The sequence below is a fragment of the Streptomyces sp. NPDC033178 genome, from assembly GCF_055577685.1.
In genome coordinates, this window is the sequence record NZ_JBVIPT010000002.1 from 263,978 (window position 1) to 285,793 (window position 21,816).

Genomic DNA, 21,816 nt, shown 5'->3' on the forward strand with positions numbered 1-21,816 from the left:
GGGGTCATTGTCGGCCATCGGCCGGGACCGGTGCCATGTCCGGGGTCGCCTCCGGGGCCGGCTTCCCGTTCACGGGCCCCTTGACGTCCCGCGACCCGGTGTTCGACTCGGTGTTCAGCAGGAACGCCCCCGCGACCAGCGCCGCCACCAGCGAGGCGATCCCGCACACCAGCAGGACGAGGCCCATGCCATGGACGTACGCCGAGTTCGCGGAGGTCACCAGGTCGGCGGCGCCCGCGCGGTCGCTGACGAGATGGGCCGCGACCACGGACTCCCGGGCCGTGTCCGCCGCCCCCTCGGGCAGCCCGGTCACATCGAGCCGGTCCCGGAACGCGCTCGCCAGCAGACTGCCGAGCAGCGCGATACCGATCGCCCCGCCGACCTGGCGCAGCGTCATGAGGAGCCCGGAGCCGCTGCCCGCCCGGTCGGCGGGGAGCGTGGCGAGCGCCCCGTCCATCGCGGGGACGACGGCGAAGCCGAAGCCGAGGCCCGCGATCGACAGCCACAGCGCGGTGAAGCCGTACCCGGAGTCGACCGTCGTACGACTGCCGAGGAGCGCGGCGAAGGCCAGCACCACCAGACCGGCGCTCACCACGCCACGCGACCCGAACCGCTCGACGACCGGCTGGGCCGCCCTCGCCGCGACCATCAGCCCGCCCATCATCGGCAGCATGCGCACGCCCGTACCGAGGGCGTCGTTGCCGAGGACGGCCTGCAGATACTGCGGGAGCACGAACATCAGGCCGGACAGGACGAACATCACGAGCGTCGCCGCGACCGCGTTGAGCAGGAAGCCGCGGTGCGCGAGCAGCGACATGTCGAGCATGGGGCGTACGGACCGGCGCTCGCGCATCACCAGCGAGGCCAGCAGGACGACGGACCCGGCGATCAGGGCGAGCACGAGGGGGTCGCCCCAGCCGCGGTTGGGCGCCTCGATGATCGCGTAGATCAGCGCGCCGAGCCCGGCCGCGGTGAGCGCGGTGGAGACGGCGTCGACCTTGGGGGAGGCGGGGTCGCGGGTCTCCGGCAGCAGGAAGAGGCAGGCGGCGATGCCGATCGCGGCCATCGGGACGTTGATCAGGAAGACCGAGCCCCACCAGAAGTGGTCGAGCAGCCAGCCGCCGATGATCGGGCCGAGCGGCATGCCGAGCGCGGACGCGGCCGAGATGACGCCGACCGCCTTGGTGCGCTCGGTGGGCGGGAAGAGCGAGGGCAGGACGGACAGGGCGAGCGGCATCACCAGCGCGCCGCCCACGCCCATCACCGCACGGGCGACGACGACCCAGGTCACATCGCCCGCCAGGGCGCCGACCAGCGAACCGGCGAGGAAGACGCCGAGCCCGACCATCAGCATCCGGCGCCGGCCGAACCGGTCGCCGAGCAGCCCGGCCGGGAGCATCAGCGCCGCGAAGACGACGACGTACGCGTCCGCCATCCACTGCTGCTCACCGGTGCTCGCGCCGAGCTGCCCGGCCATCGTCGGCAGCGCCACGTTGAGGATCGTCATGTCGAAGCCGAGCACGAGCATGCTCGCGACCAGGGCGCCGAGGGCCCACCAGCGGCGTGGGTCGAGGTGCGTCTCGGGAGGTGGAGTGACAGTAGCCATGAAATGAGAGTAACTCTCAAAAGATGGTTACTGTCAACACCTGGCCTCCGGGGGGCGCGCTGGACCGTGCCGGACGCGCAGTGCCGGACGCGCAGTGCCGGACGCGCGGTGCCGGGCGTGCGGGCCGGGCGTGCGGGCCGGGCATGCGGGCCGGGCATGCGGGCCGGGCATGCGAAAGGGCCTCACCGCGTGATGCGGTGAGGCCCTTTCGGTTGAGGCGGGGCGGTGGCTATCCGTGCTGGTAGGCCACCATCGAGATGCCGATGTAGTGCGTGGCGAACGCTGCGAGGGTGAGGGAGTGGAAGACCTCGTGGAAGCCGAACCAGCGCGGTGACGGGTCGGGGCGCTTGAGGGCGTAGATCACACCGCCCGCGCTGTAGAGCAGTCCGCCCACGATCACGAGGATCAGTACGGCGATCCCGCCCGCCCGCATGAAGTCGGGCAGGAAGAAGACGGCCGCCCAGCCCATCGCGATGTAGCACGGGGTGTAGAGCCAGCGCGGGGCCCCGATCCAGAACACGCGGAAGGCGATGCCCGCGACGGCGGCGCCCCAGATGCCCCACAGCAGCCACTGCCCCTTGGCCTCGGGCAGCAGCAGCATCGTCAGCGGTGTGTACGAGCCCGCGATGATCAGGAAGATGTTCGCGTGGTCGAGTCTGCGCAGCACGCCGTCCATGCGCGGTGTCCAGGTGCCCCGGTGGTAGATCGCGCTGACGCCGAACAGCAGGCACGCCGTGAGCGCGAAGATCGCGCAGGCGATGCGGGCGCGGGTCGAGTCGGCGAGAGCGGTCAGGACGAGGCCGGAGACCAGTACGGCCGGGAACATCCCGGCGTGCAGCCAGCCTCGGAGCTTCGGCTTGACCGGATGCGGCAGGGAGAGCGCTTCGGCAACGCGGTCGACGACCGGCGTGTCCTCGGGCGCGTCGGAGTCGGACGCAGTCATGGGGGCCATCGTAGCTACGGAACCGTAAGTTACCTATCAGTCTGCCCATATGAAGGACGCCAAGTGGCCATGGTCTCACGGGTGTATGAGCCGGGCCACGGGCCGGCGTGAAACGGCCTTGGTAAATGGTCGGCAATAAGTGGTGATGCTCACGCTGCTCACGTGTGAGGCCCTCTGGACATATGCGCGGACCCGTCGGATGATCAAATGAGTGCGGTCGGCACCGGATGAGCGCCTAAGCGTCACCACGTGAAGCATCCGGGTCGCAGCCCCCACGGGGCATCAACAACCAAAACCCCTCATCTAGGAGCAATCGTGGCGCGCGACATCGCGGCTCCCTCAACCGTTCCCACCAATCACAAGGAACTGATCTCGTGGGTCAACGAGATCACCGAACTGACGCAGCCGGACAGCGTGGTCTGGTGTGACGGCTCAGAGGCCGAATACGAGCGACTGAGTGAGGAACTCGTCCGCAAGGGCACCTTCAAGAAGCTCGACCCGATCAAGCGCCCCAACTCCTACTACGCCGCCTCGGACCCGACCGATGTCGCGCGGGTCGAGGACCGGACGTTCATCTGCTCCGAGAAGGAGCAGGACGCGGGCCCGACGAACCACTGGAAGGCCCCCGCGGAGATGCGGGAGATCTTCCAGGGCACGGGTCCGGGTCCGGACGGGCAGGGCGGTGTCTTCCGCGGCTCGATGAAGGGCCGGACGATGTACGTCGTCCCGTTCTGCATGGGCCCGCTCGGCTCCGACCTCTCCGCGATCGGCGTCGAGATCACCGACTCGGCGTACGTCGCCGTGTCCATGCGCACCATGACCCGCATGGGGCAGCCGGTGCTGGACGAGCTGGGCTCCGACGGCTTCTTCGTGCGTGCTGTGCACACGCTCGGGGCGCCGCTGGAGGCGGGCGAGGCGGACGTGCCGTGGCCGTGCAACTCCACGAAGTACATCTCCCACTTCCCGGAGACCCGCGAGATCTGGTCGTACGGCTCCGGCTACGGCGGCAACGCACTGCTCGGCAAGAAGTGCTACGCCCTGCGCATCGCCTCCGTGATGGCGCGTGACGAGGGCTGGCTCGCCGAGCACATGCTGATCCTCAAACTGACGCCTCCGCAGGGAGAGTCGAAGTACGTGGCGGCGGCCTTCCCGTCGGCCTGCGGCAAGACCAACCTCGCGATGCTGGAGCCGACGGTCGGCGGCTGGACCGTCGAGACGATCGGCGACGACATCGCCTGGATGCGCTTCGGCGAGGACGGACGCCTCTACGCCATCAACCCCGAGGCGGGCTTCTTCGGCGTCGCCCCCGGCACCGGTGAGCACACCAACGCCAACGCGATGAAGACGCTGTGGGGCAACTCCGTCTTCACGAACGTCGCGCTGACCGACGACAACGACATCTGGTGGGAGGGCATGACGGAGGAGACTCCGGCCCACCTGACGGACTGGAAGGGCAACGACTGGACCCCGGAGTCGGGGACCCCGGCGGCCCACCCCAACGCCCGCTTCACCGTGCCGGCCGCGCAGTGCCCGATCATCGCGCCGGAGTGGGAGGACCCGAAGGGCGTGCCGATCTCGGCGATCCTCTTCGGCGGCCGTCGTGCCACGGCGGTCCCGCTGGTGACGGAGTCCTTCGACTGGAACCACGGTGTGTTCCTCGGCGCGAACGTGGCGTCGGAGAAGACGGCGGCGGCCGAGGGCAAGGTCGGCGAACTGCGCCGCGACCCGTTCGCGATGCTCCCCTTCTGCGGCTACAACATGGGCGACTACATGGGCCACTGGGTGGACGTCGCCAAGGACAAGGACGCCTCCAAGCTCCCGAAGATCTACTACGTCAACTGGTTCCGCAAGAACGACGAGGGCAAGTTCGTCTGGCCCGGCTTCGGTGAGAACAGCCGTGTCCTGAAGTGGATCGTGGACCGCCTCGACGGCAAGGCGGAGGGCGTCGAGACCCCGATCGGCATCCTGCCGACGAAGGAGGCCCTCGACACGGACGGTCTCGAACTCTCCGACTCCGACCTGGACTTCCTCCTGACGGTCGACAAGGAGGTCTGGCGCGAGGAGGCCTCCCTGGTTCCCGAGCACCTCAACACCTTCGGCGACCACACGCCGACGGAGCTGTGGGACGAGTACCGGGCCCTGGTGAAGCGCCTGGGCTGACACCTGGTCGGGCTGATGCCTGCTTGGGCTGACGCCTGCTTGGGCTGACGCCTGCTTGGGCTGACGCCTGCTTGGGCTGACGCCCACCGCCCGAACTCCGCGGCCGACCCCGAGTTGCCCTGACCTGCGACGTCATCGGGGCCGGCCGCGGTGCTTCCCTCGCCCCCGCCGCCCCTACCCGTCCCGTCCCTGGGGGCTCCGCCCCTAGACCCCCGTATCGCGCTGCCGCGCTCGTCCTCAAACGCCGGACGGGCTAAGAGACGGGTGGGTGGGGGACCGGCCCGAACGGCCTCGTCCTCAAACGCCGGACGGGCTGAGAGATGGGTGGGTGGGGGACCGGCCCGAACGGCCTCGTCCTCAATCGCCGGACGGGCTGAAGGTGTCGGCCCGGGCCGCGAAATCTTCAGCCTCTCCGGCGTTTGAGGAGCGGGGGTTCGGGGGCTGGCCCCCGAAAAGGGACGGGAATGGGTAGGGGCGGCGGGGGCGAGAAAAGGCCCCTATGAGCGGTCCTCCAGATAGCGGGTGTGGGACTCCTGGCGGCGGGCCTCCACCTCGTGGAGGCTGGTGGCCAGGGTCTGCGCCTCGTTGTGGAGGATGGCGAGCTGCCGCTCCAGATGCCGCTCGGGCGGTTCCGCGCCCGGCGTCAGACGCGTCCACCACCTCGTTCGGACGAAGGCGTCGACCGCCTCCGGCACGTCCTGCCGCACAGCCCGCGACAGCGCATGCACCCCCTCCGGATCCCGGGCGAGGACCTCGGCGACCCAGCCGGGGTCCAGCAGCGCGGACAGGAGGTCCGTCAGCTCGGTGAGGCGGCCGGCCGCGGCGGGCGGCAGCTCGATGTCGGCCAGGTACGCACGCAGCTTGCCGAAGTCGCCCCGGAGCTCGTCCAGTTGCGCGGACGGATCCGGGAAGTCCGGTACCGGGGGCCGTTCCGGGGGCGCGACCAGCGCCCCCGCGCCGTACAGGCCCACGACCACCACCGGCCAGTACGGCCCCGCCACCCCCGCGAACGTCAGCACCAGACCGACGATCCCGCACGCACTGCCGGTGAGGTTCTTGCGGGACTCCAGGAAGCCGAGGAGCCTGCTCGTCCTATTGGTAGCCACGGATCTCCTCGAAGGCACCGTCGAGCGAACCCTTCTGGGCGTCGAAGAGCCGGCCGCCGGTCAGCTCGGCGATGTGTTCCAGCTCGCCCCGGTCGGAGTCGCCGAAGAGGATCGGGAAGACCGGGATCTCCCGTTCGGCTTCCGGCAGTCCGCCGTAGAAGCCGTCGAACTGCGCCGGGCCCGCCCCCGCCGTGTTCTCGCCGTCCGTCATCAGCACGATCGACGTGAACGTGTCGTCGTCGGCGCCCAGATGCTCGTACGCCTTCTCCAGCGAGGTGTAGATCGCGGTGTCCCCGTCGGCGCTGAGCGCCTCGGTGTCACGGCGGATCCCGTCGAGCCCCGACTTCGGGTCCTCGGGCCGCACCACATGCGTGCGCACGCTCTTGACCGCCGACCCGAACGGCATCAGGGTCACCTCTTCCCGGTCGCGGAAGTCGCTCGTCAGATCGGTGAGCGCCTTCTTCAGGCGGTCGAGCCGCCCGTCCTCCCGCATCGAGCCCGAGGTGTCCAGGACGTACACGGTCCGGGAAGGCCTGCGCAGTTTGTTCTCGTACGAGTCCAGGAGTCCGTCGGCCACCGAACGGCTGCCCGGGAAGGGGAGTTCGCGTCGGCGGGTGGTGTCCAGGCCCGTCGCGGGTGGGACGGAGGCGACCACCGGACGGCGCAGTGTGCGGTCGGTGATCAGCCGCTGGGTCGCCGGCGCGCGCAGTGCCTCGGTGAGGCGGCGGACGTCGTCACGGACCTTCTGACCCGTGGACGCGAGCGAGGAGAGCGGATAGTCGGCGGTGACCACGCCGTCGCGCGGCCGGATCACCGTGAGGTCCTTGCGCGCCTTCAGCACCGACTCGTAGTTGAGCAGCGCGTCGACGTCACCGCGCCGGTCGTACGCCTCCGCCAGCCAGCCCGACGAACCGGACGTCAGCTTCTGCCCCTTGAAGAACTCCGCCAGCCTGGGCGTCGCCTGCCTCACGTCCGCGTCCGTCAGCGCGGACTGGGCATCCGAGAGGCCCGAGGCCACCGAGACGAGGGTGGAGAAGCCGGAGTTGGAGCGGGACGGGTCGGTCATTCCGTACGTCAGGTTCCCGTCCGACACCGCCTCCTCGATGTCCGCCCAGGTGACGTTCTCCGGCTTCCAGCCCAGCTCTCGTACGGTGGCGTTCTTCACGCCGATGGCCACCGGGCTGGACATGACAGGCGTCTCCGACACGATCTGCTTCGCGGCGGTGGGGTTGAGGCGCAGGTAGTCGTTGGAGGAGAGCCAGACCGCGTCGTACGTGCCCTTGGCCTTGTCCTTGCCCAGGAGGTTCACCGCGTCGAGGGTGCCCATGTAGGTGGGGCGGACCTTGATGCCGGTGTCCTGCTGGAGCTGGTCCAGCACGCTCTTCATGTCCGCGAGTTCGCTGGAGGCGAGGATGCGGAGGGTGCCGGGTTCCGGCTTGTTGGAAGGGCTTGGCTCTTCCGTTGCCGATGTGCATCCTGCCGTCACCAATACCAGTGCGATGGCGGCGGTGGCCCGGCGGGCGGGCACAGACCGCGTGGCGTATCTCGTCACGCGAGACCCCCGTCCAGCGCCGCCCGCGAGCGGCTGCGGTCCAAGTACGCGCTCGCGTGCTGGAGTTCCGACGTCAGGGACTCCACCGTCGCCGCCATGGACTCCGTGGCCTGGGCCTTGTACGTGTCGATCGTGTCGAGGGTCTGGTAGATCTGCTGGAAGGCCGCGCGGAGGGTCTCCGCGCCGACGGCCGGGTCGGCGGCGATGCGCTGGATCTCGCCGGACTGGGTGGCGAGCATCTCCGCGTTGCCGCGGATGAGGTCCTCGGTCGTGCCGCGCAGGGCGTTGACCTGCTCGACGACCTTGCGCTGGTTGTCGAGGGCGGAGGCGAGCATCACGGAGATGCGCAGCGCGGACACGGTCGTGGTGGCCGCGCGGTCGACGCCCTTGATCAGCTCGTCGTTGTTGCGCCGGACGACGTCCATCGCCAGATAGCCCTGGGCGCACACCGCGAGCTGGGTGAGCAGGTCCTGGTGCTTCTGCCGGACGGGGAAGAGCACGTCGGCGCGCAGGGTGTCCGCCTGGGCGGGATCCTGAGCCTCCACGCCGGCGATGTGGCTCTCGACCGCCGCGTCCAGGGCCTCCGTCAGGACGACGTACTCCTGGAGCTTGCCCATCGAGTCCCAGAGGCGGACGCGCTCGGTCTGCAGTGCGGCGTTGTCGCGGCGCAGTTCGTCCTGGCCGCCGCGGAGCGAGCCGACGATCTTGTTCAACGTGCCCTGTGCGGAGGCGTACTTGGCGACGTGGTCGCGGAGCTTGTTGCCGCCGGGGAGCCGGGACAGCAGCTTGCGGGCCTTGCCGCCGGGCATGTCACGCGGGTCCAGGTCCTCGACCGTACGCCGTAGTTCGACGAGTGAGGACGAGACGCGGGACTGGGCGTCCTCGCCGTTCGAGGGCAGGCTGCGGATCGTGCGCTCCAGCATGCGGTTCGACTGGGCGGCGGCGCCGCGCATCTCACCGGAGCCGAGACCGACGATTTCCCCGATCTTCCCCGCGAACTCGGGGGAGCGGGCGTCGAGCGCGGCGAGCCCGTCGACGTACTCGGCGGCCTTGCGCGCCATGTCGGTACGGACCGACTCGTCGACCGGTACGAGTCCGCCGGCCTTCTCCTTCGGTACGGCCGCGACGGCCTGCGGAGGTGTCAGGACAAAGGTGTCTTCGGTGTTGCTCGCTTGGTTGCTCACTTGCTGTTCCCCCCTAGCCCCGCGCCCGGCGCGCCATCTCGTGCAGCACCTTGGAGGCGGGCACGGGCGACTGCCGGACACCGGTCAGCTTCTGGTTGAGATACGTGGTGTGGGCGGCGGTGGCCGCCGTGAACTCGGCGCTCGTGCCCTGCGGCCGGAACCCGTGCCGTACCGCGAGCTTCCGCAACTCCTTGTCCGTGCTGAGGAGTTCACCGAGGGCCCGGCCCTCGTCCGTGAGGGGGACGACGGTGTGGTCGCTGTTCGCGGTGGTGTCGGGGTAGAGGACGGTCAGGTCGCCGACGTCCTGGCCCTGCGCGAGCAGCGAGGCGACCTGCGACTCGTACACGAGGACGAGCGGGTTGCCGACGCCGCTGATGAAGTCCCTGAACGCCGCGTCCGAACTGGTCTGTTGGGCGCCCTGGACGCTGATCAGTTTGCGCATCAGCGGTGCCGTGCGGTTCACCGCCGCGGTGCCGTCGGCGACCCGGCCGCCGTCGGCGACGTACGAGGCGGCGGCGAGGTAGAGCGCGCCGGAGTTCGAACTGGTCGGATCCGTGGTGGAGATGAAGAGCGTGCCGCTCAACTCCCCGTGCCGCTGGGCCCCCTTGAGCTGTTGCCAGGTCCGGTCGGCACCGGCGGCCTTGAGATAGGCGGACATCCTGAACGTGCCGTTGCCCCTGGCCGGCAGGGTCGCGAGCCCGTTGTCGGCCAGCACCGCGGCGGCGCTCCGGTGCGCCACGACCACGAGGGGCGAGTAGAAGGGACGCGGCAGGGGCTGCCGTACGTCGTACTTCGCGGCCAGTTCGTCGGCGGGGGCCTGGCTGGACGGGAAGGCGAAGTCGTACCCCTTGAGGTCGAGTCCCTCCATGGCCCAGGACCCGGAGGTCTCCGTCTCCAGGGTGTAGCCCTTGGCAGCGAGGGCCTTCACCACATTCGGATCGGCGAAGAACTCAGCCTTCTCCGAACCGATCACTCCCAGCACGGTCTTCGTTGCCGTGCTCTTGTCCTGCTTCTCGCGGCCCGCGACGACGGCTGCTGCCACTCCGCCGATCAGGAACACCGCCAGGACGATGGCGACTATTCGTCTCACACTCGGAGCCTGCTCCCGGAACCCAACATTCCCCGGCGCTCCGGGTGAACACGGAGTGGCCGACCCATCCCAGTACGCAACGGAACCCGGGGCTCCGCCCGGAGAGCGCCTGGAGAGGGTGCGGGAACGCACAAGGACGGCCGCACCCGTTCAGGTGCGGCCGTCCTCGTCGTACAGGGGCGCCCGGTCCGCGCGTCGCTGCGGGTGCACGCGGACCGGGGCCGATCGGGGAGCCCTGAGGCTCGGCCGGAGCCGAAGGCTCAGTGGGTGGTGAGTGTGCGGCGGGCCTCGGTGGCCGCCGTGTGCGCGTCCATGCGCTCGGCGGCCAGGATCGCGGCCGCCGTGTCCGCGCGGGACGCCGCGACGACGAGGGCGCGGCCCGCGAGGGCGTGCGCCCGCTCATGGAGCGCCGCGACCTGGGCGGATTCGACGGTGGTACCGGCACCGGTCACCGACGCGCGGACCGGCGGACGGCCCCCGCGAAGACGTGCGACCTGCCCGGTCAGCCGCTCGGCGGCGACGTCGAGCTCGGCGGACGGTTCGATCCCGCGCAGCTCGTCGGTCACGGCCAGCAGTGCCGCGAGGTGGCCGGCGAGCTGGATGTCCAGCTCCTCTTCGCGCGACCGATGGGGAAAGTCGGCGGTGCCGGCCATCGTGTGGACCGACTTGGTGCGGATCGGTTCGTACATGGGAGATGGCCTCCTGTGCTCTGACAGGAAACCATCCTAGCTTGGATTTCGTCTAAAGTTGAGCCGGTTCGGAAAAGCGGGCCGGGTGACCACGGAGCGTGACCGATTGGGTGTCAGGGCTGGCCGTACCCGTCCAGGAAGTTGCCGATCCGGGTCACGGCGTCCGTCAGGTCCCGTGCCGTGGGCAGCGTGACGACCCGGAAGTGATCGGGCTCCGGCCAGTTGAAGCCCGTCCCCTGCACCACCATGATCTTCTCGGTGCGCAGCAGGTCCAGCACCAGCTGCCGGTCGTCCTTGATCTTGAAGACCTTCGGATCGAGGCGCGGGAAGAGGTAGAGCGCGCCCTTCGGCTTCACGCACGTCACGCCGGGAATCTGCGTCAGCAGCGCGTGCGCCACGTCCCGCTGCTCCCGCAGCCGCCCGCCGGGGAGTACGAGGTCGTTGATCGTCTGCCGCCCGCTCAGTGCGGCGACCACACCGTGCTGACCCGGCATGTTCGCGCACAGCCGCATGTTCGCGAGGATGGTCAGCCCCTCGATGTACGAGTCGGCGTGCGCCCGCGGCCCCGAGATCGACATCCACCCGACCCGGTACCCGGCCACCCGATACGCCTTCGACATGCCGTTGAAGGTGAGCGTCAGCAGGTCCGGGGCGACCTTGGCGGTCGGCGTGTGCGTGGCCTCGTCGTACAGGATCTTGTCGTAGATCTCGTCCGAGCAGACCAGCAGGTTGTGGCGGCGGGCGATGTCGGTCAGCCCCCGCAGCATCTCCTCGTCGTAGACCGCGCCCGTCGGGTTGTTCGGGTTGATGATCACGATGGCCTTGGTGCGGTCGGTGACCTTCCGCTCCACGTCGGCCAGATCGGGCATCCAGTCGGACTGCTCGTCGCAGCGGTAGTGCACGGCCGTACCGCCGGACAGTGACACGGCGGCGGTCCACAGGGGGTAGTCGGGCGCCGGTACGAGCACCTCGTCGCCGTCGTCCAGCAGCCCCTGCATCGCCATCACGATCAGCTCGGAGACGCCGTTGCCGATGAAGACGTGCTCGACGTCGGTCTCGATGCCGAGGGTCTGGTTGTGCATGACGACGGCCCGGCGCGCCGCCAGCAGGCCCTTCGCGTCGCCGTACCCGTGTGCCGACGAGACGTTGCGGAGGATGTCCTCCAGGATCTCGGGCGGGCACTCGAACCCGAACGCGGCCGGATTCCCCGTGTTCAGCTTGAGAATGCGATGTCCGGCCGCTTCCAGCCGCATCGCCTCCTCGAGCACCGGGCCCCGGATCTCGTAACAGACGTTGGCGAGCTTGGTCGACTGGATCACCTGCATGTCCGTGAGCTTACGGCCGGGTAACGCTTCCCGCGGCGTGTTTTCCACCACGTGAGACGGGTGGTTTGAGTGGTTATCGCCGGTAGCTGTCCCGTCGGCCTCTCCCGTCCCTACAATGCGCGGCCATGTCGAGGCCACCTGAGAACGAAAACGGAGTGTCCGGCGCGAACGCCGCGAACAACGCGGCCGGCGCGGCGGACACCCATGGTGTGCATCGGGAAGGCGACGAGCCCGTGGTCCCGCCGATCGTGTACCACCCGCAGGTCGAGGAGACCCCGGCGTACGACGAGTACGCCGACCCGGCGACTGCCCACGGCTGGCAGAACGCGTACGACGAGACCCGCGAGCTGCCACCCGTGGCAGCCGGAGCGGAAGATCGCCGCCCGGTCGGCGACCGTCCGGGCGACGGCCACCGGGTCGGCGGCCGTCGTTCCCGGCGGAAGCCCAGAGCCTTGACGTCACGGCGTTTGGCGGTCGCCGCCGGGGCGGTGGGCGCGGTGTCCCTGGCCGCCGTGATGGCCGGGTTCTCCTTCGGGCCGTCGGACGGCGGAGCGCGAGGCAACGAGGACCGCACGAGCCCGACGGCCGGGGATCCCGCGTCGCCCACGGACGCCAAGTCCTCGGGCGGAGCCCCCGCCGCACGGTCGTCCGACGGCGGGGGGGCCTCTCGCACAGGGGACCCGAGCGGCTCGGCGAGCCTCGCCCCGACGGGCGACGAGACCGAGAACCCCTCGGCCAAGTCCCCCGCCACACCTTCGGCCCCCTCCACACCCACCGCCACCACGAACCCGAGGGGCCCGGGCAACTCCGACGGTAAGCCGGGGCGCGGCCAGGGTGGCACCAAGGGGCCCAAGTAACCGCAGCCCGGCCCGAGCAGCCGCCGGACGAGGAGCCACGCGGCCGCAGGACTCGGCAGGTCGACCTGCTCGGCACCGGCCGGGCCGCCCCCGAGCCGGCCGGACCGCCGCACGGCTCCCGGGGGGCGACCCCGTTCACGTTCACCTTGCCGGGGGGTGGGCAGGTGCAGCCCGGGAATGCGAGGGAATCCGCCAACACCGCGCCTGAAGCGGCTCCTTGCCCACACCCCCCTCTCGCTTCACAATGTGCATGACAGACCCGTGGGCGGCCGGAGATTCTCCGGCCGCCCCAGTCACAATGAGGGGACCCCCACATGAGAAAGCCTCTCGGCGCCGCGCTCTTCGCCCTGGTGATAGCCGGGGCGGGCGCGGCACCCGCGGTCGCGGCGCCCGACCCCGCGGCCGTCGTGGACACGGACACCGCCACGTCGGTGGTCAGAGACGCCGTCACGTCCACGACGGCGGCCGTGTCCAGGATCACCGCGCCGACCGTCCAGGCCGTCAACTTCGCCGGCACCGTCTCGCTCAGCAACTGCTCGGGCTCCGTCGTCCGCTTCCCGGACTCGGAGGACAACGACCCGGCGATGGTCATGTCCAACGGCCACTGTCTGGAGACCGGCTTCCCCGCGGCCGGTGAGGTCATCGTCGACCAGGCCTCCAGCCGCACCTTCGGCCTGCTCAACGCCGCGGGCACCCGGGTCGCCACCCTGCGCGCCAGCAAGATCGCGTACGCGACGATGACCGACACGGACGTCTCGCTGTACCAGCTCACCACCACGTACGCGCAGATCAAGAGCTCGTACAACATCAGCCCGTTGACGATGAACGACACGCACCCCGTCGCCGGGACCGCCATCACGGTCGTCTCGGGCTACTGGAAGCGGACCTACGCCTGCAACGTCGACGGCTTCGCCTACCGCCTCAAGGAAGGCGCCTGGACCTGGAAGGACTCGGTCCGTTACACCTCGGCCTGCCAGACCATCGGCGGCACCTCGGGCTCGCCCGTCGTCGACAACGCCACCGGCAACGTCGTCGCCGTCAACAACACCGGCAACGAGGACGGCGGCCGCTGCACCGACAACAACCCCTGTGAGGTCGACGAGAGCGGCAACGTGACCGTCCGCGCGGGCATCAACTACGCCCAGGAGACCTACCAGATCCCGGCGTGCTTCGGTATCGACAACAAGCTCGACCTGAGCGCGAGCGGGTGCACCCTGCCCAAGCCGTGATCCCGAGGCGGGCGGTCACGGAGCAGTCCGGCGGACCGCCCGCCCCGCGAGCACATCCGTCCGCCGCCCGTCCTCCACGACGAACCGCCCGTCGATCAGGACGTACGGAATGCCGGTCGGAAGTACGCGAGGATCCTCGAAGGTCGACCCCGCCGCCACGGTGGCCGGATCGAAGAGCACCAGATCGGCCCGGTACCCCTCGCGGACCAGCCCCCGGTCGGGCAGCCGGAGCCGGGCCGCCGGCCGTGACGTCAGATGGGAGACGCACTCCTCCAGACCGAGAACGCCCAACTCCCTCACATACCGGCCGAGATACTGCGGGAACGTGCCGTACGCGCGCGGGTGCGGCTTGTCGCCGCGCAGGATGCCGTCCGAGCCGCCGGTGTGAACGCGGTGCCGCATGATCGCCTGCACGTTCTCCTCATGCCCCACGTGCTGGAGGATCGTCGAGCCGAGCCCGTCGTCGAGGAGCAGCCGCCGCGCGGTGGTCCAGGGGGCCTCGCCACGAGCGTCGGCCGACTCCTGAACCGTCCTGCCCACATATTCCGCGAGCGCCGGATCGGCCACCCCCGAGATCTCGATGGTGTCCCACTCGATCGGAACGCCGTGGCATCCGTCCGCGCCCACCACCTCCATGTGATGGCGGATCCGCCCGGCGGCCTCGTCGTCCTTCAACCGGGCGAGAATCGCCTCGGGGCCGCCCTCGCTCGCCCAACTGGGCAGCATGGCCACGAGAGTCGTACAGCCGGGCGTGTACGGATACGTGTCCAGGCTGATGTCGGCCCCACCGGCGAGCGCCTGGTCGACGAGCGCCAGCAACTCGGGCCCCCTGCCCTTGTTCACACCGAAGTTCATGGTGGCGTGGGCCAGATGGAGGGGGCAGCCCGCCTCGCGCGTAAGCTCCACCATCTCTCTGTACGCATCCAGGGCACCGGCTCCGTACGACCGATGATGCGGGCAGTAGTAGCCGCCGTACTCCGCCACCACCCGGCACAGCTCGGTGAGTTCGGAGTCCTTGGCGTACATGCCCGGGGTGTAGGTGAGCCCCGACGACATCCCGACCGCACCCTCACTCAGGCCCTCGGCGACCAACTGCCGCATCCGGTCCAGCTCCTGGGGCGTCGCCTCACGATCGTCCCAGCCGACGGCGAGCATCCGTACCGTCCCCTGAGGAATCAGATAGGCCGCGTTCACGGCGATGCCCTCGCCGCCGAAGCCGTGATCCAGCCGGTCCAGATACTCGCCCACCGACCGCCAGGTGAAGTCGATGTCGTCCCCGTTGCCGTTCCACCCGGTGATCGCCCTGCGCACCTCGGCGAGGGTCCGGTCGTCGACGGGCGCGTACGACAGTCCGTCCTGCCCGATGACCTCCAGCGTCACGCCCTGCGCGACCTTCGCGCTGTGGTCGGGGTCCCGGAGCAGGGCCAGGTCGCTGTGGGCGTGCATGTCGATGAAGCCGGGGGAGAGGACGAGCCCCTCGGCGTCCAGAACACGGCGGGCCACGGGCCGCAGGCACCCAGCGGCAGCGGCCTCCTGGACGACGGCCGTGATCCTGCCGCCCTCGATCCCCACGTCGGCCCGGTAGGAGGGATCTCCGCTCCCGTCGACAACCTCCACGTCACGCACTACGAGGTCCATCATGGCGGGCTCCTAGAAGTAGGTGCGGATGTAGTCGACGACCGTGCCGTCCTGCTCCACCACGGGAATCAGCTCCCACTTGTCGAAGGAGGTGCAGGGATGCGAGAGCCCCATGCCCACCCAGTCACCGACCTGGAGTTCGGCCCCTTCGGCAGTGCGAATCCAGGCGTGCTGATCGGACAGAGCAGTGACCGCGACACCTTCGGCCGACCGCTCACCCGCATCCGAGCGCACGACCTGCACCTCGGGCAGATCGAGGTCGTACGCGGCATCCCGCTTGCCCGCGTTGACGAAGGCCTGCTCGGCCGAGGGGCGGGAGACGACCTGGGCCCAGAGCCGGAACGCGGGCTGGAGGGCCCCCTCCTCGGGAACCCGGTTGAACGGGGTGATCTTCCGGTAGTGCCCGTCATCGTGTGAGACGTAGGCGCCGGACCGCAGCAACTTCAAGACAGGCACCGACAGTTCAGGGATCTCCGCGAAAACATCGGCCACGGCATCGAACCAGGCGCTGCCGCCCGCACTCACCACGATCTGATCCAGCCCCCCGAAACGACCGTCCTTGTCGAAGCCGACGGCCAGAGCCACAAGCCGCTGCAGCCAGCCACGCACCCGCTCCGAATCGGCGTCCGGCACCTCCCCCTCGTACCCCGCGACACCCACCAGCCGCAGGGTGTCCACACCACCGACGGCATCCGCGACGGCGGCACACTCCGCCTCGGTCCGCACACCGGTCCGGGCGCCCTCACCGGCCGCCAGCTCGACGACGACATCCACGGGCCGAACGGCACCCCGCAACGCGGAGTCCATCAACTCCACCCCGCGCACGGAGTCGACGTAACAGACGAAACGGAACTCGGGATCGGTGTCGAGCTGCGAGGAAACCCACTTCAGAGCAGCGGCATCCACCACTTCATTCGCCAGAAAGACCCGCTGGACCCCGAACGCCCGCGCAACCCGCACCTGATGAGGCACGGCCAGCGTGATCCCCCAAGCCCCACGCTCGATCTGCCGCTGAAAAAGCTGGGGAGCCATGGAGGTCTTGCCGTGCGGGGCGAAGGCGAGCCCATGCCGGACCGAGTACGTCTCCATGAGCCGCAGGTTGTGCTCAAGCCGCTCGGCGGACAGGGCGAGCACCGGAGTGGTGAACCCACCACTGAACAGATTGCGGCGCTGAGCGGCCAGCTCACCAACCGTGAGCCCGTCGGCATCGGGCGGGAGCCCCTTGAACCGGTGGTCGACACGTTCGTCCGTGAGCGCGGCAAGACGCTCCGCACCGGTGCCGGAGACGGAATCGGCGGCCATGAAGCCTCCCAAATGTTCGCCGTTGCATTCCTTGCAACAGTCATTGCGTATCGCGCTTACTGCTGTCTAACATCTCGGCCAACGCCGGGTCAACGGAGCCGCAGAGACCCGCAGAGGCCAAGGAGCCCAAGCCATCGTGACCCCCACCGGACCCGCCCCCACGGTCGCCGCGCACCCCGCGCCCGCCGTGGACGTCGTCACCCTCGGCGAGTCCATGGTCACGTTCCTCCCCTCCCGCCCGGGCCGCCTCGCCGACGTGCCGTCCTTCGACCGGGCGATCGGCGGCGCGGAGTCCAACGTGGCCTGCGTACTGGCCGCCGCCGGCCACACCGCGAAGTGGGTCAGCCGGGTGGGCGCCGACGGCTTCGGCGACCACCTGACCGAGGCGATCGGTGCATACGGCGTCGACACCTCCGCCGTACAACGCGACTCCACCCGCCCCACAGGCATCTACTTCCGCACGGCGAGCGACCGCTCCACCGACGCCCACGAGGTGGCGTACTACCGCACGGGCTCCGCGGCCTCCGCCATGTCCAGGGCAACCCTGGACATGGCGGCCGTCCACTCGGGCCGAATCCTCCACCTCTCCGGCATCACGGCGGCACTCTCCCCCGACTGCCGCTCCCTCCTGACCACCCTCACGGCACCCGCCCCCGACCGCCCCCTGATCTCGTTCGACGTCAACTACCGAGCAGGTCTCTGGCCGACCCAACCCCAAGCAGGGGCCACCCTCCTCGCACTCGCCCGCGGAGCAGATCTCGTATTCGTCGGCGAGGACGAGGCGGAGGAGGCCTGGGGCATCACGGGCGGCCCCACCGCGATCCGCGCCGCACTTCCAGAACCCCGCGTACTGGTGGTCAAGGCCGGCAGCCAAGGCGCCACGGCCTTCGAGGCAGCACCTCCCACGCACCCGCACCCGCGTACGGAAGCGAGGGGGCGTGTCGGGGGGTGTCCGCCCGCAGCGGATGGCGTGTCGACTCGTAGCCCTTTTCAGGCAACCGATTCCACGCCAGACCGAGGACGGATACCCCCCGGCGCGCACCCGACCCACCCCCTACGCGCGGGCGAACCCACCGCGGCGCGGCAGTCGAACGCCGAACACGACACCATCACGTTCGTCCCCGCCCTCCACGTGGACGTGGTCGCCCCAGTAGGCGCGGGCGACGCCTTCGCAGCCGGCTTCCTGTCGGCGACCCTCCGCGGACTCCCCCCACGGGCCCGCCTCCGCCACGGCCACCTCATGGCCGCCGCCGCGCTCACCGACCCCGGAGACCTCGGCGCACCCCCCTCCCGGGACCACGCCGACCGCCTCGCCGCCCTGGACGACGACGCGTGGGGGACACTTCGACTCGGCCCCGGCTGGACGCACACCGCAGACCGGGCCCAGGAGGAGGTACCCACCCCATGAGCCAGACCGTCGACAGAGCGCTGTCCATCCTGCCGCTCCTAGCCGAGGGCCCCGCCGACCTGGGCCAGGTCGCCGACCGCCTGGGCGTCCACAAGTCAACCGCCCTGCGTCTCCTGCGCACGCTCCACGAACACGGCCTCGTCTACCGCCAGTCCGACCAGCGCTACCGCCTTGGCGCCCGCCTGTTCGCCCTGGCCCAGGAGGCCGTGGAGAACCTCGACGTACGAGAGATCGCCCACCCCCACCTCGTACGCCTCAACGAGCAGTGCGGGCACACCGTCCACCTCGCCGTGCACGAGGAGGGCGAGGTCCTCTACATCGACAAGGTCGAGAGCCGCTACCCGGTCCGCATGTACTCCCGCATCGGCAAACCGGTCGCCATCACGGTCGCCGCGGTGGCGAAGCTGCTCCTCGCCGACCTCCCGGAACCCGAGCGCCACACGTTCGCCGACAAACTCGACTACCCGATGTACACATCCCGCTCGACCCCCAACGCCCCGGCGTTCCTGAGGGAGTTGGAGAAGGTACGAGACCAGGGCTGGGCCACGGACCTGGGCGGCCACGAAGAGTCCATCAACTGTGTAGCGGCCCCCATCCGAGGCACCGACGGCCGAGTCGTCGCAGCCATGTCCGTCTCCGCCCCGAACGTAGTCGTCACCGCCGACGAACTCCTCACACTGCTCCCACTGGTGCGCCGTACCGCGGCGGCCATCAGCGGCGAGTACTCAGGCAAGACCCCGACGAAGGAAACCAGCTCATGACCGACAAGATCGCCCTCACCCCCAAGACCCACACCACCCCGCCCGCCAAGTTCTCGCACGGCGTCAGGAAGGGGAACATTCTCCAGGTCGCGGGCCAGGTCGGCTTCCTGCCCGCGGTGGAGGGACAGCCGCCGACGCCGGCCGGCCCGACGCTGCGCGAGCAGACCCTCCAGACCCTCGCCAACGTCAAGGCCATCCTCGAAGAGGGCGGCTCCTCGTGGGACGACGCGATGATGATCCGCGTCTACCTCACGGACGTGGACCACTTCGCGGAGATGAACGCGATCTACAACGCGTACTTCGAGGAGCAGGGCCTCACCGCACCCCCCGCGGCCCGCACGACGGTGTACGTGGGCCTCCCGGCGGGCCTGCTGATCGAGATCGACGCGCTGGCGGTACTGGACAACTGAGCGTCACCCCGCGCCCTTCAGGGGCGCGGGGAACGGCGCGACCAGCCACAGACAACCCGCACCCGCCAGCGACAAGTACCACCGCCCCACAAACCCCGCACCCCCACAAACCCCGCACTCCCAAAAACTCCCGCACGCCGAACAGCGATCCCCCCTGCCCAAAAACACCATGCCCTTAAGCAGAGGACCTCCCCATGTCATCGCTCCTCGCAGCCACACCCACCCCGGAAGCGCCACCCCACACAGGCGGCCTGCTCCTCCTCATCGACGGCACCGCAGGCCTGCTGACGGTCGCGGCCCTCGGCATAGTCCTGCTCCTCGTCCTGATCATCAAGGTCAGACTGCAGCCGTTCGTCGCGCTGCTCGCGGTATCCATAGCCGTCGGCCTCTCGGCCGGCCTCTCCGTCACCGAACTCTTCGGCACGGTCCAGCGGTCGGCCTCCGTCTCGATGATCGAGTCGGGCATGGGCGGCATCCTCGGCCACGTCGCGATCATCATCGGCCTCGGCACGATGCTCGGTGCGATCCTGGAGGTGTCCGGCGGCGCCGAGGCGCTCTCGGCCCGCCTGCTCAACCTGTTCGGCGAGAAGCGCGCCCCGCTCGCGATGGGCCTGACCGGCCTCATCTTCGGCATCCCGGTCTTCTTCGACGTAGGCATCTTCGTCCTGGCGCCGATCGTGTACGCGGCCGCCAAGCGCTCCGGCAAGTCGATCCTGCTCTACTGCATGCCGCTCCTCGCGGGCCTGTCGATGACCCACGCGTTCCTGCCGCCGCACCCCGGCCCGGTCGCCGCAGCCGGTCTGTTCAAGGTGGACCTGGGCTGGGTCATCCTGATGGGCGTCGTCGTCGGCATCCCCGCCGTGCTCGCCGCGTGGGCGTACGCCGCCTGGATCGGCAAGCGCCTCTTCGTCCCCGTACCGCAGGACATGGTCGAGGCCGCGGACGAGGCGAAGGCGGCGGTCGCCGCGGAGCGCGCGGCGCGCCGGGCAGCGGTCGGCGGAGCCACCGACGGCACAGGCACAGGCGCGGGCACAACCACGGTCAAGAGCACAGGCGCAGGCACGGGCTCCGGTTCGGTCGCCGTCGCAGAAGGCCCGGGCGGGGACCCCGCCGAGCAGCCGCCCTCCCTCTCCACCGTCTTCCTCATCATCGGTACGCCGCTGCTGCTGATCCTCGCCGCGACGTTCTCCTCCATCGCCCTGGACCCGTCGACGTTCCGCTCGGTCATCGAGTTCTTCGGGCACCCCTTCGTGGCGCTGACGATCGCGCTGCTCATGGCGTACTACCTGCTGGGCATCCGGCGCGGCTGGTCCCGCAAGTCGCTGGAGACGGTGTCGACGGCGTCCCTGAAGCCGGTCGGCAACATCCTGCTGGTGGTCGGCGCGGGCGGCGTCTTCGGCGCCGTACTGAAGGGCTCGGGCATCGCGGACGCGCTGGCCGACACGTTCAACGACGTGGGCCTGCCCGTCATCGTGCTGGCCTGGCTGATCTCCGTCGTGCTGCGGGTCGCCCAGGGTTCGGCGACGGTCGCCATCGTCACCACCGCCGGCATCGTCGTGCCGCTCGTCGAGGGACAGGACCTCTCCCAGGCCCATCTGGCGCTGATCATCATGGCGATCTCGGCCGGTTCGATCTTCGCCTCGCACGTCAACGACGGAGGCTTCTGGATCGTCGCCAAGTACTTCGGCATCTCCGAACGCGACACCCTCAAGTCCTGGACGGTCCTGGAAACGGTGCTGTCGGTTGCGGGCTTCGCGATGGCGGCGCTGCTGAGCGTCTTCATATAGCGGGACGAAGCGGAGCCCGGCTGTTCCTGGCACAGGATCGTCGACCATACTGCCCGCTGTGGAGCAGCGCATAGGACCCAACATCCAGCCCCTGCAAGGCGCCGCGGTCGACCCGGCGTTCGTGCCCGGCATCACGGGCCCGCGCCCCGCCGAGCCGAAGGACGCCGAGCCGACGGAGGCCGTCGAGGAGGCTTCGCCTGCGGGCGAGGCCGCCTCGGAGGAGACGGCCTCGAAGGAGGAGACGGCCCCCGAGAAGCGGACGCCTGCCAAGCAGACGGACCTCAAGAAGGAAGCCGCAGAGGAGGAACCCTCCGACGACGAGCCTTCCAACAACGAGCCCTCCGGCGAGGAGCCTTCCAGCGAGGACCCGGAGGAGCCCGAGGAGGCTCCCGAGGGCGGCCCCGTCTTCGAGGCCTCCGACCGCCGCGCGAAGATCGTCGCCGACCACAGTGGCGTACGGCTGCGCCTGGACGACCAGGAGGCCGAGTTCCGATGGGAGGAGATCGGCGCGGTCGAGACCGAGTCACCGCGGTTCGGGAAGCGGTTCACCATCACGGTGCACACCCCCGACCGCCGCTGGTACCCGATCGAGATCGAGGCGACGGCCAGGTCCCGCTTCAAGGAGTGGGAGACCCAGCTGGACGAGGTCCTGGACACGTACTTCGAGGACGCCGAAGAGGCAGACGAAGCGGCAGCCGAAGCGGAAGAGGCCGAGGAGACCGCCCCGTAGAGGGCGTGGGGAACTGCGTGACGGGCCACAACGGCCCCG

General features: G+C 69.9%; 18 protein-coding genes. 8 read left to right on the forward strand and 10 right to left on the reverse strand.

Annotated elements, in window-relative coordinates; genetic code table 11:
* Positions 1 to 4 precede the first annotated feature (4 nt).
* Together ACZ5VQ_RS05130 and trhA are read right to left on the reverse strand one after the other, a co-directional pair.
* Positions 5 to 1,606 carry a DHA2 family efflux MFS transporter permease subunit gene (locus ACZ5VQ_RS05130; protein ID WP_469103743.1) on the reverse strand — a complete coding sequence of 534 codons (1,602 nt, stop codon included), beginning with the start codon at positions 1,604 to 1,606 and terminating at the stop codon, positions 5 to 7.
* Positions 1,607 to 1,835: 229 nt separating this feature from the next.
* On the reverse strand, positions 1,836 to 2,549 hold the full coding sequence (trhA, locus tag ACZ5VQ_RS05135; protein ID WP_469103744.1) for a PAQR family membrane homeostasis protein TrhA: 714 nt from the start codon (positions 2,547 to 2,549) through the stop codon (positions 1,836 to 1,838).
* A 315-nt stretch (positions 2,550 to 2,864) separates the two neighbouring features.
* On the opposite strand from trhA, the gene ACZ5VQ_RS05140 reads away from it, so the two are divergent.
* Entirely contained in the window at positions 2,865 to 4,709 is a 1,845-nt protein-coding gene (locus ACZ5VQ_RS05140; protein ID WP_469103745.1) for a phosphoenolpyruvate carboxykinase (GTP), read from the forward strand.
* A 497-nt stretch (positions 4,710 to 5,206) separates the two neighbouring features.
* On the opposite strand, the gene ACZ5VQ_RS05145 is transcribed toward ACZ5VQ_RS05140, so the two are convergent.
* The 6 genes from ACZ5VQ_RS05145 to ACZ5VQ_RS05170 form a co-directional block, all read right to left on the reverse strand.
* Positions 5,207 to 5,815: a hypothetical protein gene (locus tag ACZ5VQ_RS05145; protein ID WP_469103746.1), complete on the reverse strand. Its 609-nt coding sequence runs from the start codon at positions 5,813 to 5,815 to the stop codon at positions 5,207 to 5,209.
* The gene (locus ACZ5VQ_RS05150) at positions 5,802 to 7,310 is read right to left on the reverse strand and encodes a vWA domain-containing protein (protein ID WP_469104066.1); all 1,509 of its coding nucleotides are present in this window, start codon (positions 7,308 to 7,310) and stop codon (positions 5,802 to 5,804) included. The genes ACZ5VQ_RS05145 and ACZ5VQ_RS05150 overlap by 14 nt, the downstream gene beginning before the upstream one ends.
* Before the next feature lie 53 nt (positions 7,311 to 7,363).
* The gene (locus ACZ5VQ_RS05155) at positions 7,364 to 8,551 is read right to left on the reverse strand and encodes a toxic anion resistance protein (RefSeq protein ID WP_469103747.1); all 1,188 of its coding nucleotides are present in this window, start codon (positions 8,549 to 8,551) and stop codon (positions 7,364 to 7,366) included.
* 13 nt (positions 8,552 to 8,564) lie between these two features.
* Complete coding sequence (locus ACZ5VQ_RS05160) at positions 8,565 to 9,641, reverse strand: hypothetical protein (RefSeq protein ID WP_469103748.1); 1,077 nt, start codon at positions 9,639 to 9,641, stop codon at positions 8,565 to 8,567.
* Positions 9,642 to 9,901: 260 nt separating this feature from the next.
* Positions 9,902 to 10,330: an SCO4983 family protein gene (locus tag ACZ5VQ_RS05165; protein WP_469103749.1), complete on the reverse strand. Its 429-nt coding sequence runs from the start codon at positions 10,328 to 10,330 to the stop codon at positions 9,902 to 9,904.
* Positions 10,331 to 10,443: 113 nt separating this feature from the next.
* The gene (locus ACZ5VQ_RS05170; protein ID WP_469103750.1) at positions 10,444 to 11,655 is read right to left on the reverse strand and encodes a pyridoxal phosphate-dependent aminotransferase; all 1,212 of its coding nucleotides are present in this window, start codon (positions 11,653 to 11,655) and stop codon (positions 10,444 to 10,446) included.
* A gap of 125 nt (positions 11,656 to 11,780) precedes the next feature.
* On the opposite strand from ACZ5VQ_RS05170, the gene ACZ5VQ_RS05175 reads away from it, so the two are divergent.
* Together ACZ5VQ_RS05175 and ACZ5VQ_RS05180 are read left to right on the forward strand one after the other, a co-directional pair.
* Positions 11,781 to 12,512, forward strand: a complete 732-nt coding sequence (locus tag ACZ5VQ_RS05175; RefSeq protein WP_469103751.1) for a hypothetical protein — start codon at positions 11,781 to 11,783, stop codon at positions 12,510 to 12,512.
* A gap of 314 nt (positions 12,513 to 12,826) precedes the next feature.
* Complete coding sequence (locus ACZ5VQ_RS05180) at positions 12,827 to 13,741, forward strand: S1 family peptidase (protein WP_469103752.1); 915 nt, start codon at positions 12,827 to 12,829, stop codon at positions 13,739 to 13,741.
* 15 nt (positions 13,742 to 13,756) lie between these two features.
* Here the strand turns inward: ACZ5VQ_RS05180 and ACZ5VQ_RS05185 are convergent, their stop codons facing one another.
* Positions 13,757 to 15,382 (reverse strand): N-acyl-D-amino-acid deacylase family protein, encoded by a 1,626-nt coding sequence (locus ACZ5VQ_RS05185; protein WP_469103753.1) that lies wholly within the window; start codon positions 15,380 to 15,382, stop codon positions 13,757 to 13,759.
* A gap of 9 nt (positions 15,383 to 15,391) precedes the next feature.
* Positions 15,392 to 16,681 (reverse strand): amino acid deaminase, encoded by a 1,290-nt coding sequence (locus ACZ5VQ_RS05190; RefSeq protein ID WP_469103754.1) that lies wholly within the window; start codon positions 16,679 to 16,681, stop codon positions 15,392 to 15,394.
* Positions 16,682 to 16,895: 214 nt separating this feature from the next.
* Here ACZ5VQ_RS05190 and ACZ5VQ_RS05195 point away from each other — a divergent pair, with 214 nt between their 5' ends.
* The 5 genes from ACZ5VQ_RS05195 to ACZ5VQ_RS05215 all read left to right on the forward strand — a co-directional run bounded on the left by ACZ5VQ_RS05195 (position 16,896) and on the right by ACZ5VQ_RS05215 (position 21,777).
* A complete protein-coding gene (locus ACZ5VQ_RS05195; RefSeq protein ID WP_469104067.1) occupies positions 16,896 to 18,089 on the forward strand; it encodes a sugar kinase in 1,194 nt (397 codons plus the stop codon).
* Positions 18,086 to 18,850, forward strand: a complete 765-nt coding sequence (locus ACZ5VQ_RS05200) for an IclR family transcriptional regulator (RefSeq protein WP_055618584.1) — start codon at positions 18,086 to 18,088, stop codon at positions 18,848 to 18,850. The genes ACZ5VQ_RS05195 and ACZ5VQ_RS05200 overlap by 4 nt, the downstream gene beginning before the upstream one ends.
* Positions 18,847 to 19,260: a RidA family protein gene (locus tag ACZ5VQ_RS05205; protein WP_469103755.1), complete on the forward strand. Its 414-nt coding sequence runs from the start codon at positions 18,847 to 18,849 to the stop codon at positions 19,258 to 19,260. Before ACZ5VQ_RS05200 ends, ACZ5VQ_RS05205 begins: the two co-directional genes overlap by 4 nt.
* Positions 19,261 to 19,454: 194 nt before the next feature.
* A complete protein-coding gene (locus ACZ5VQ_RS05210) occupies positions 19,455 to 21,047 on the forward strand; it encodes a GntP family permease (protein WP_469103756.1) in 1,593 nt (530 codons plus the stop codon).
* Positions 21,048 to 21,105: 58 nt separating this feature from the next.
* Positions 21,106 to 21,777, forward strand: coding sequence for a hypothetical protein (locus ACZ5VQ_RS05215; RefSeq protein ID WP_469103757.1), 672 nt, complete (start codon positions 21,106 to 21,108; stop codon positions 21,775 to 21,777).
* The last annotated feature ends 39 nt before the right edge of the window (positions 21,778 to 21,816 follow it).

Coding starts and splice junctions, on each gene's coding strand:
- ACZ5VQ_RS05130 (WP_469103743.1), bottom strand. CDS start 1,606: ATGGCTACTGTCACTCCACCTCCCGAGACGCACCTCGACCCACGCCGC.
- trhA (WP_469103744.1), bottom strand. CDS start 2,549: ATGACTGCGTCCGACTCCGACGCGCCCGAGGACACGCCGGTCGTCGAC.
- ACZ5VQ_RS05165 (WP_469103749.1), bottom strand. CDS start 10,330: ATGTACGAACCGATCCGCACCAAGTCGGTCCACACGATGGCCGGCACC.
- ACZ5VQ_RS05170 (WP_469103750.1), bottom strand. CDS start 11,655: ATGCAGGTGATCCAGTCGACCAAGCTCGCCAACGTCTGTTACGAGATC.
- ACZ5VQ_RS05175 (WP_469103751.1), top strand. CDS start 11,781: ATGTCGAGGCCACCTGAGAACGAAAACGGAGTGTCCGGCGCGAACGCC.
- ACZ5VQ_RS05180 (WP_469103752.1), top strand. CDS start 12,827: ATGAGAAAGCCTCTCGGCGCCGCGCTCTTCGCCCTGGTGATAGCCGGG.
- ACZ5VQ_RS05185 (WP_469103753.1), bottom strand. CDS start 15,382: ATGATGGACCTCGTAGTGCGTGACGTGGAGGTTGTCGACGGGAGCGGA.
- ACZ5VQ_RS05190 (WP_469103754.1), bottom strand. CDS start 16,681: ATGGCCGCCGATTCCGTCTCCGGCACCGGTGCGGAGCGTCTTGCCGCG.
- ACZ5VQ_RS05195 (WP_469104067.1), top strand. CDS start 16,896: ATGGTCACGTTCCTCCCCTCCCGCCCGGGCCGCCTCGCCGACGTGCCG.
- ACZ5VQ_RS05200 (WP_055618584.1), top strand. CDS start 18,086: ATGAGCCAGACCGTCGACAGAGCGCTGTCCATCCTGCCGCTCCTAGCC.
- ACZ5VQ_RS05205 (WP_469103755.1), top strand. CDS start 18,847: ATGACCGACAAGATCGCCCTCACCCCCAAGACCCACACCACCCCGCCC.
- ACZ5VQ_RS05210 (WP_469103756.1), top strand. CDS start 19,455: ATGTCATCGCTCCTCGCAGCCACACCCACCCCGGAAGCGCCACCCCAC.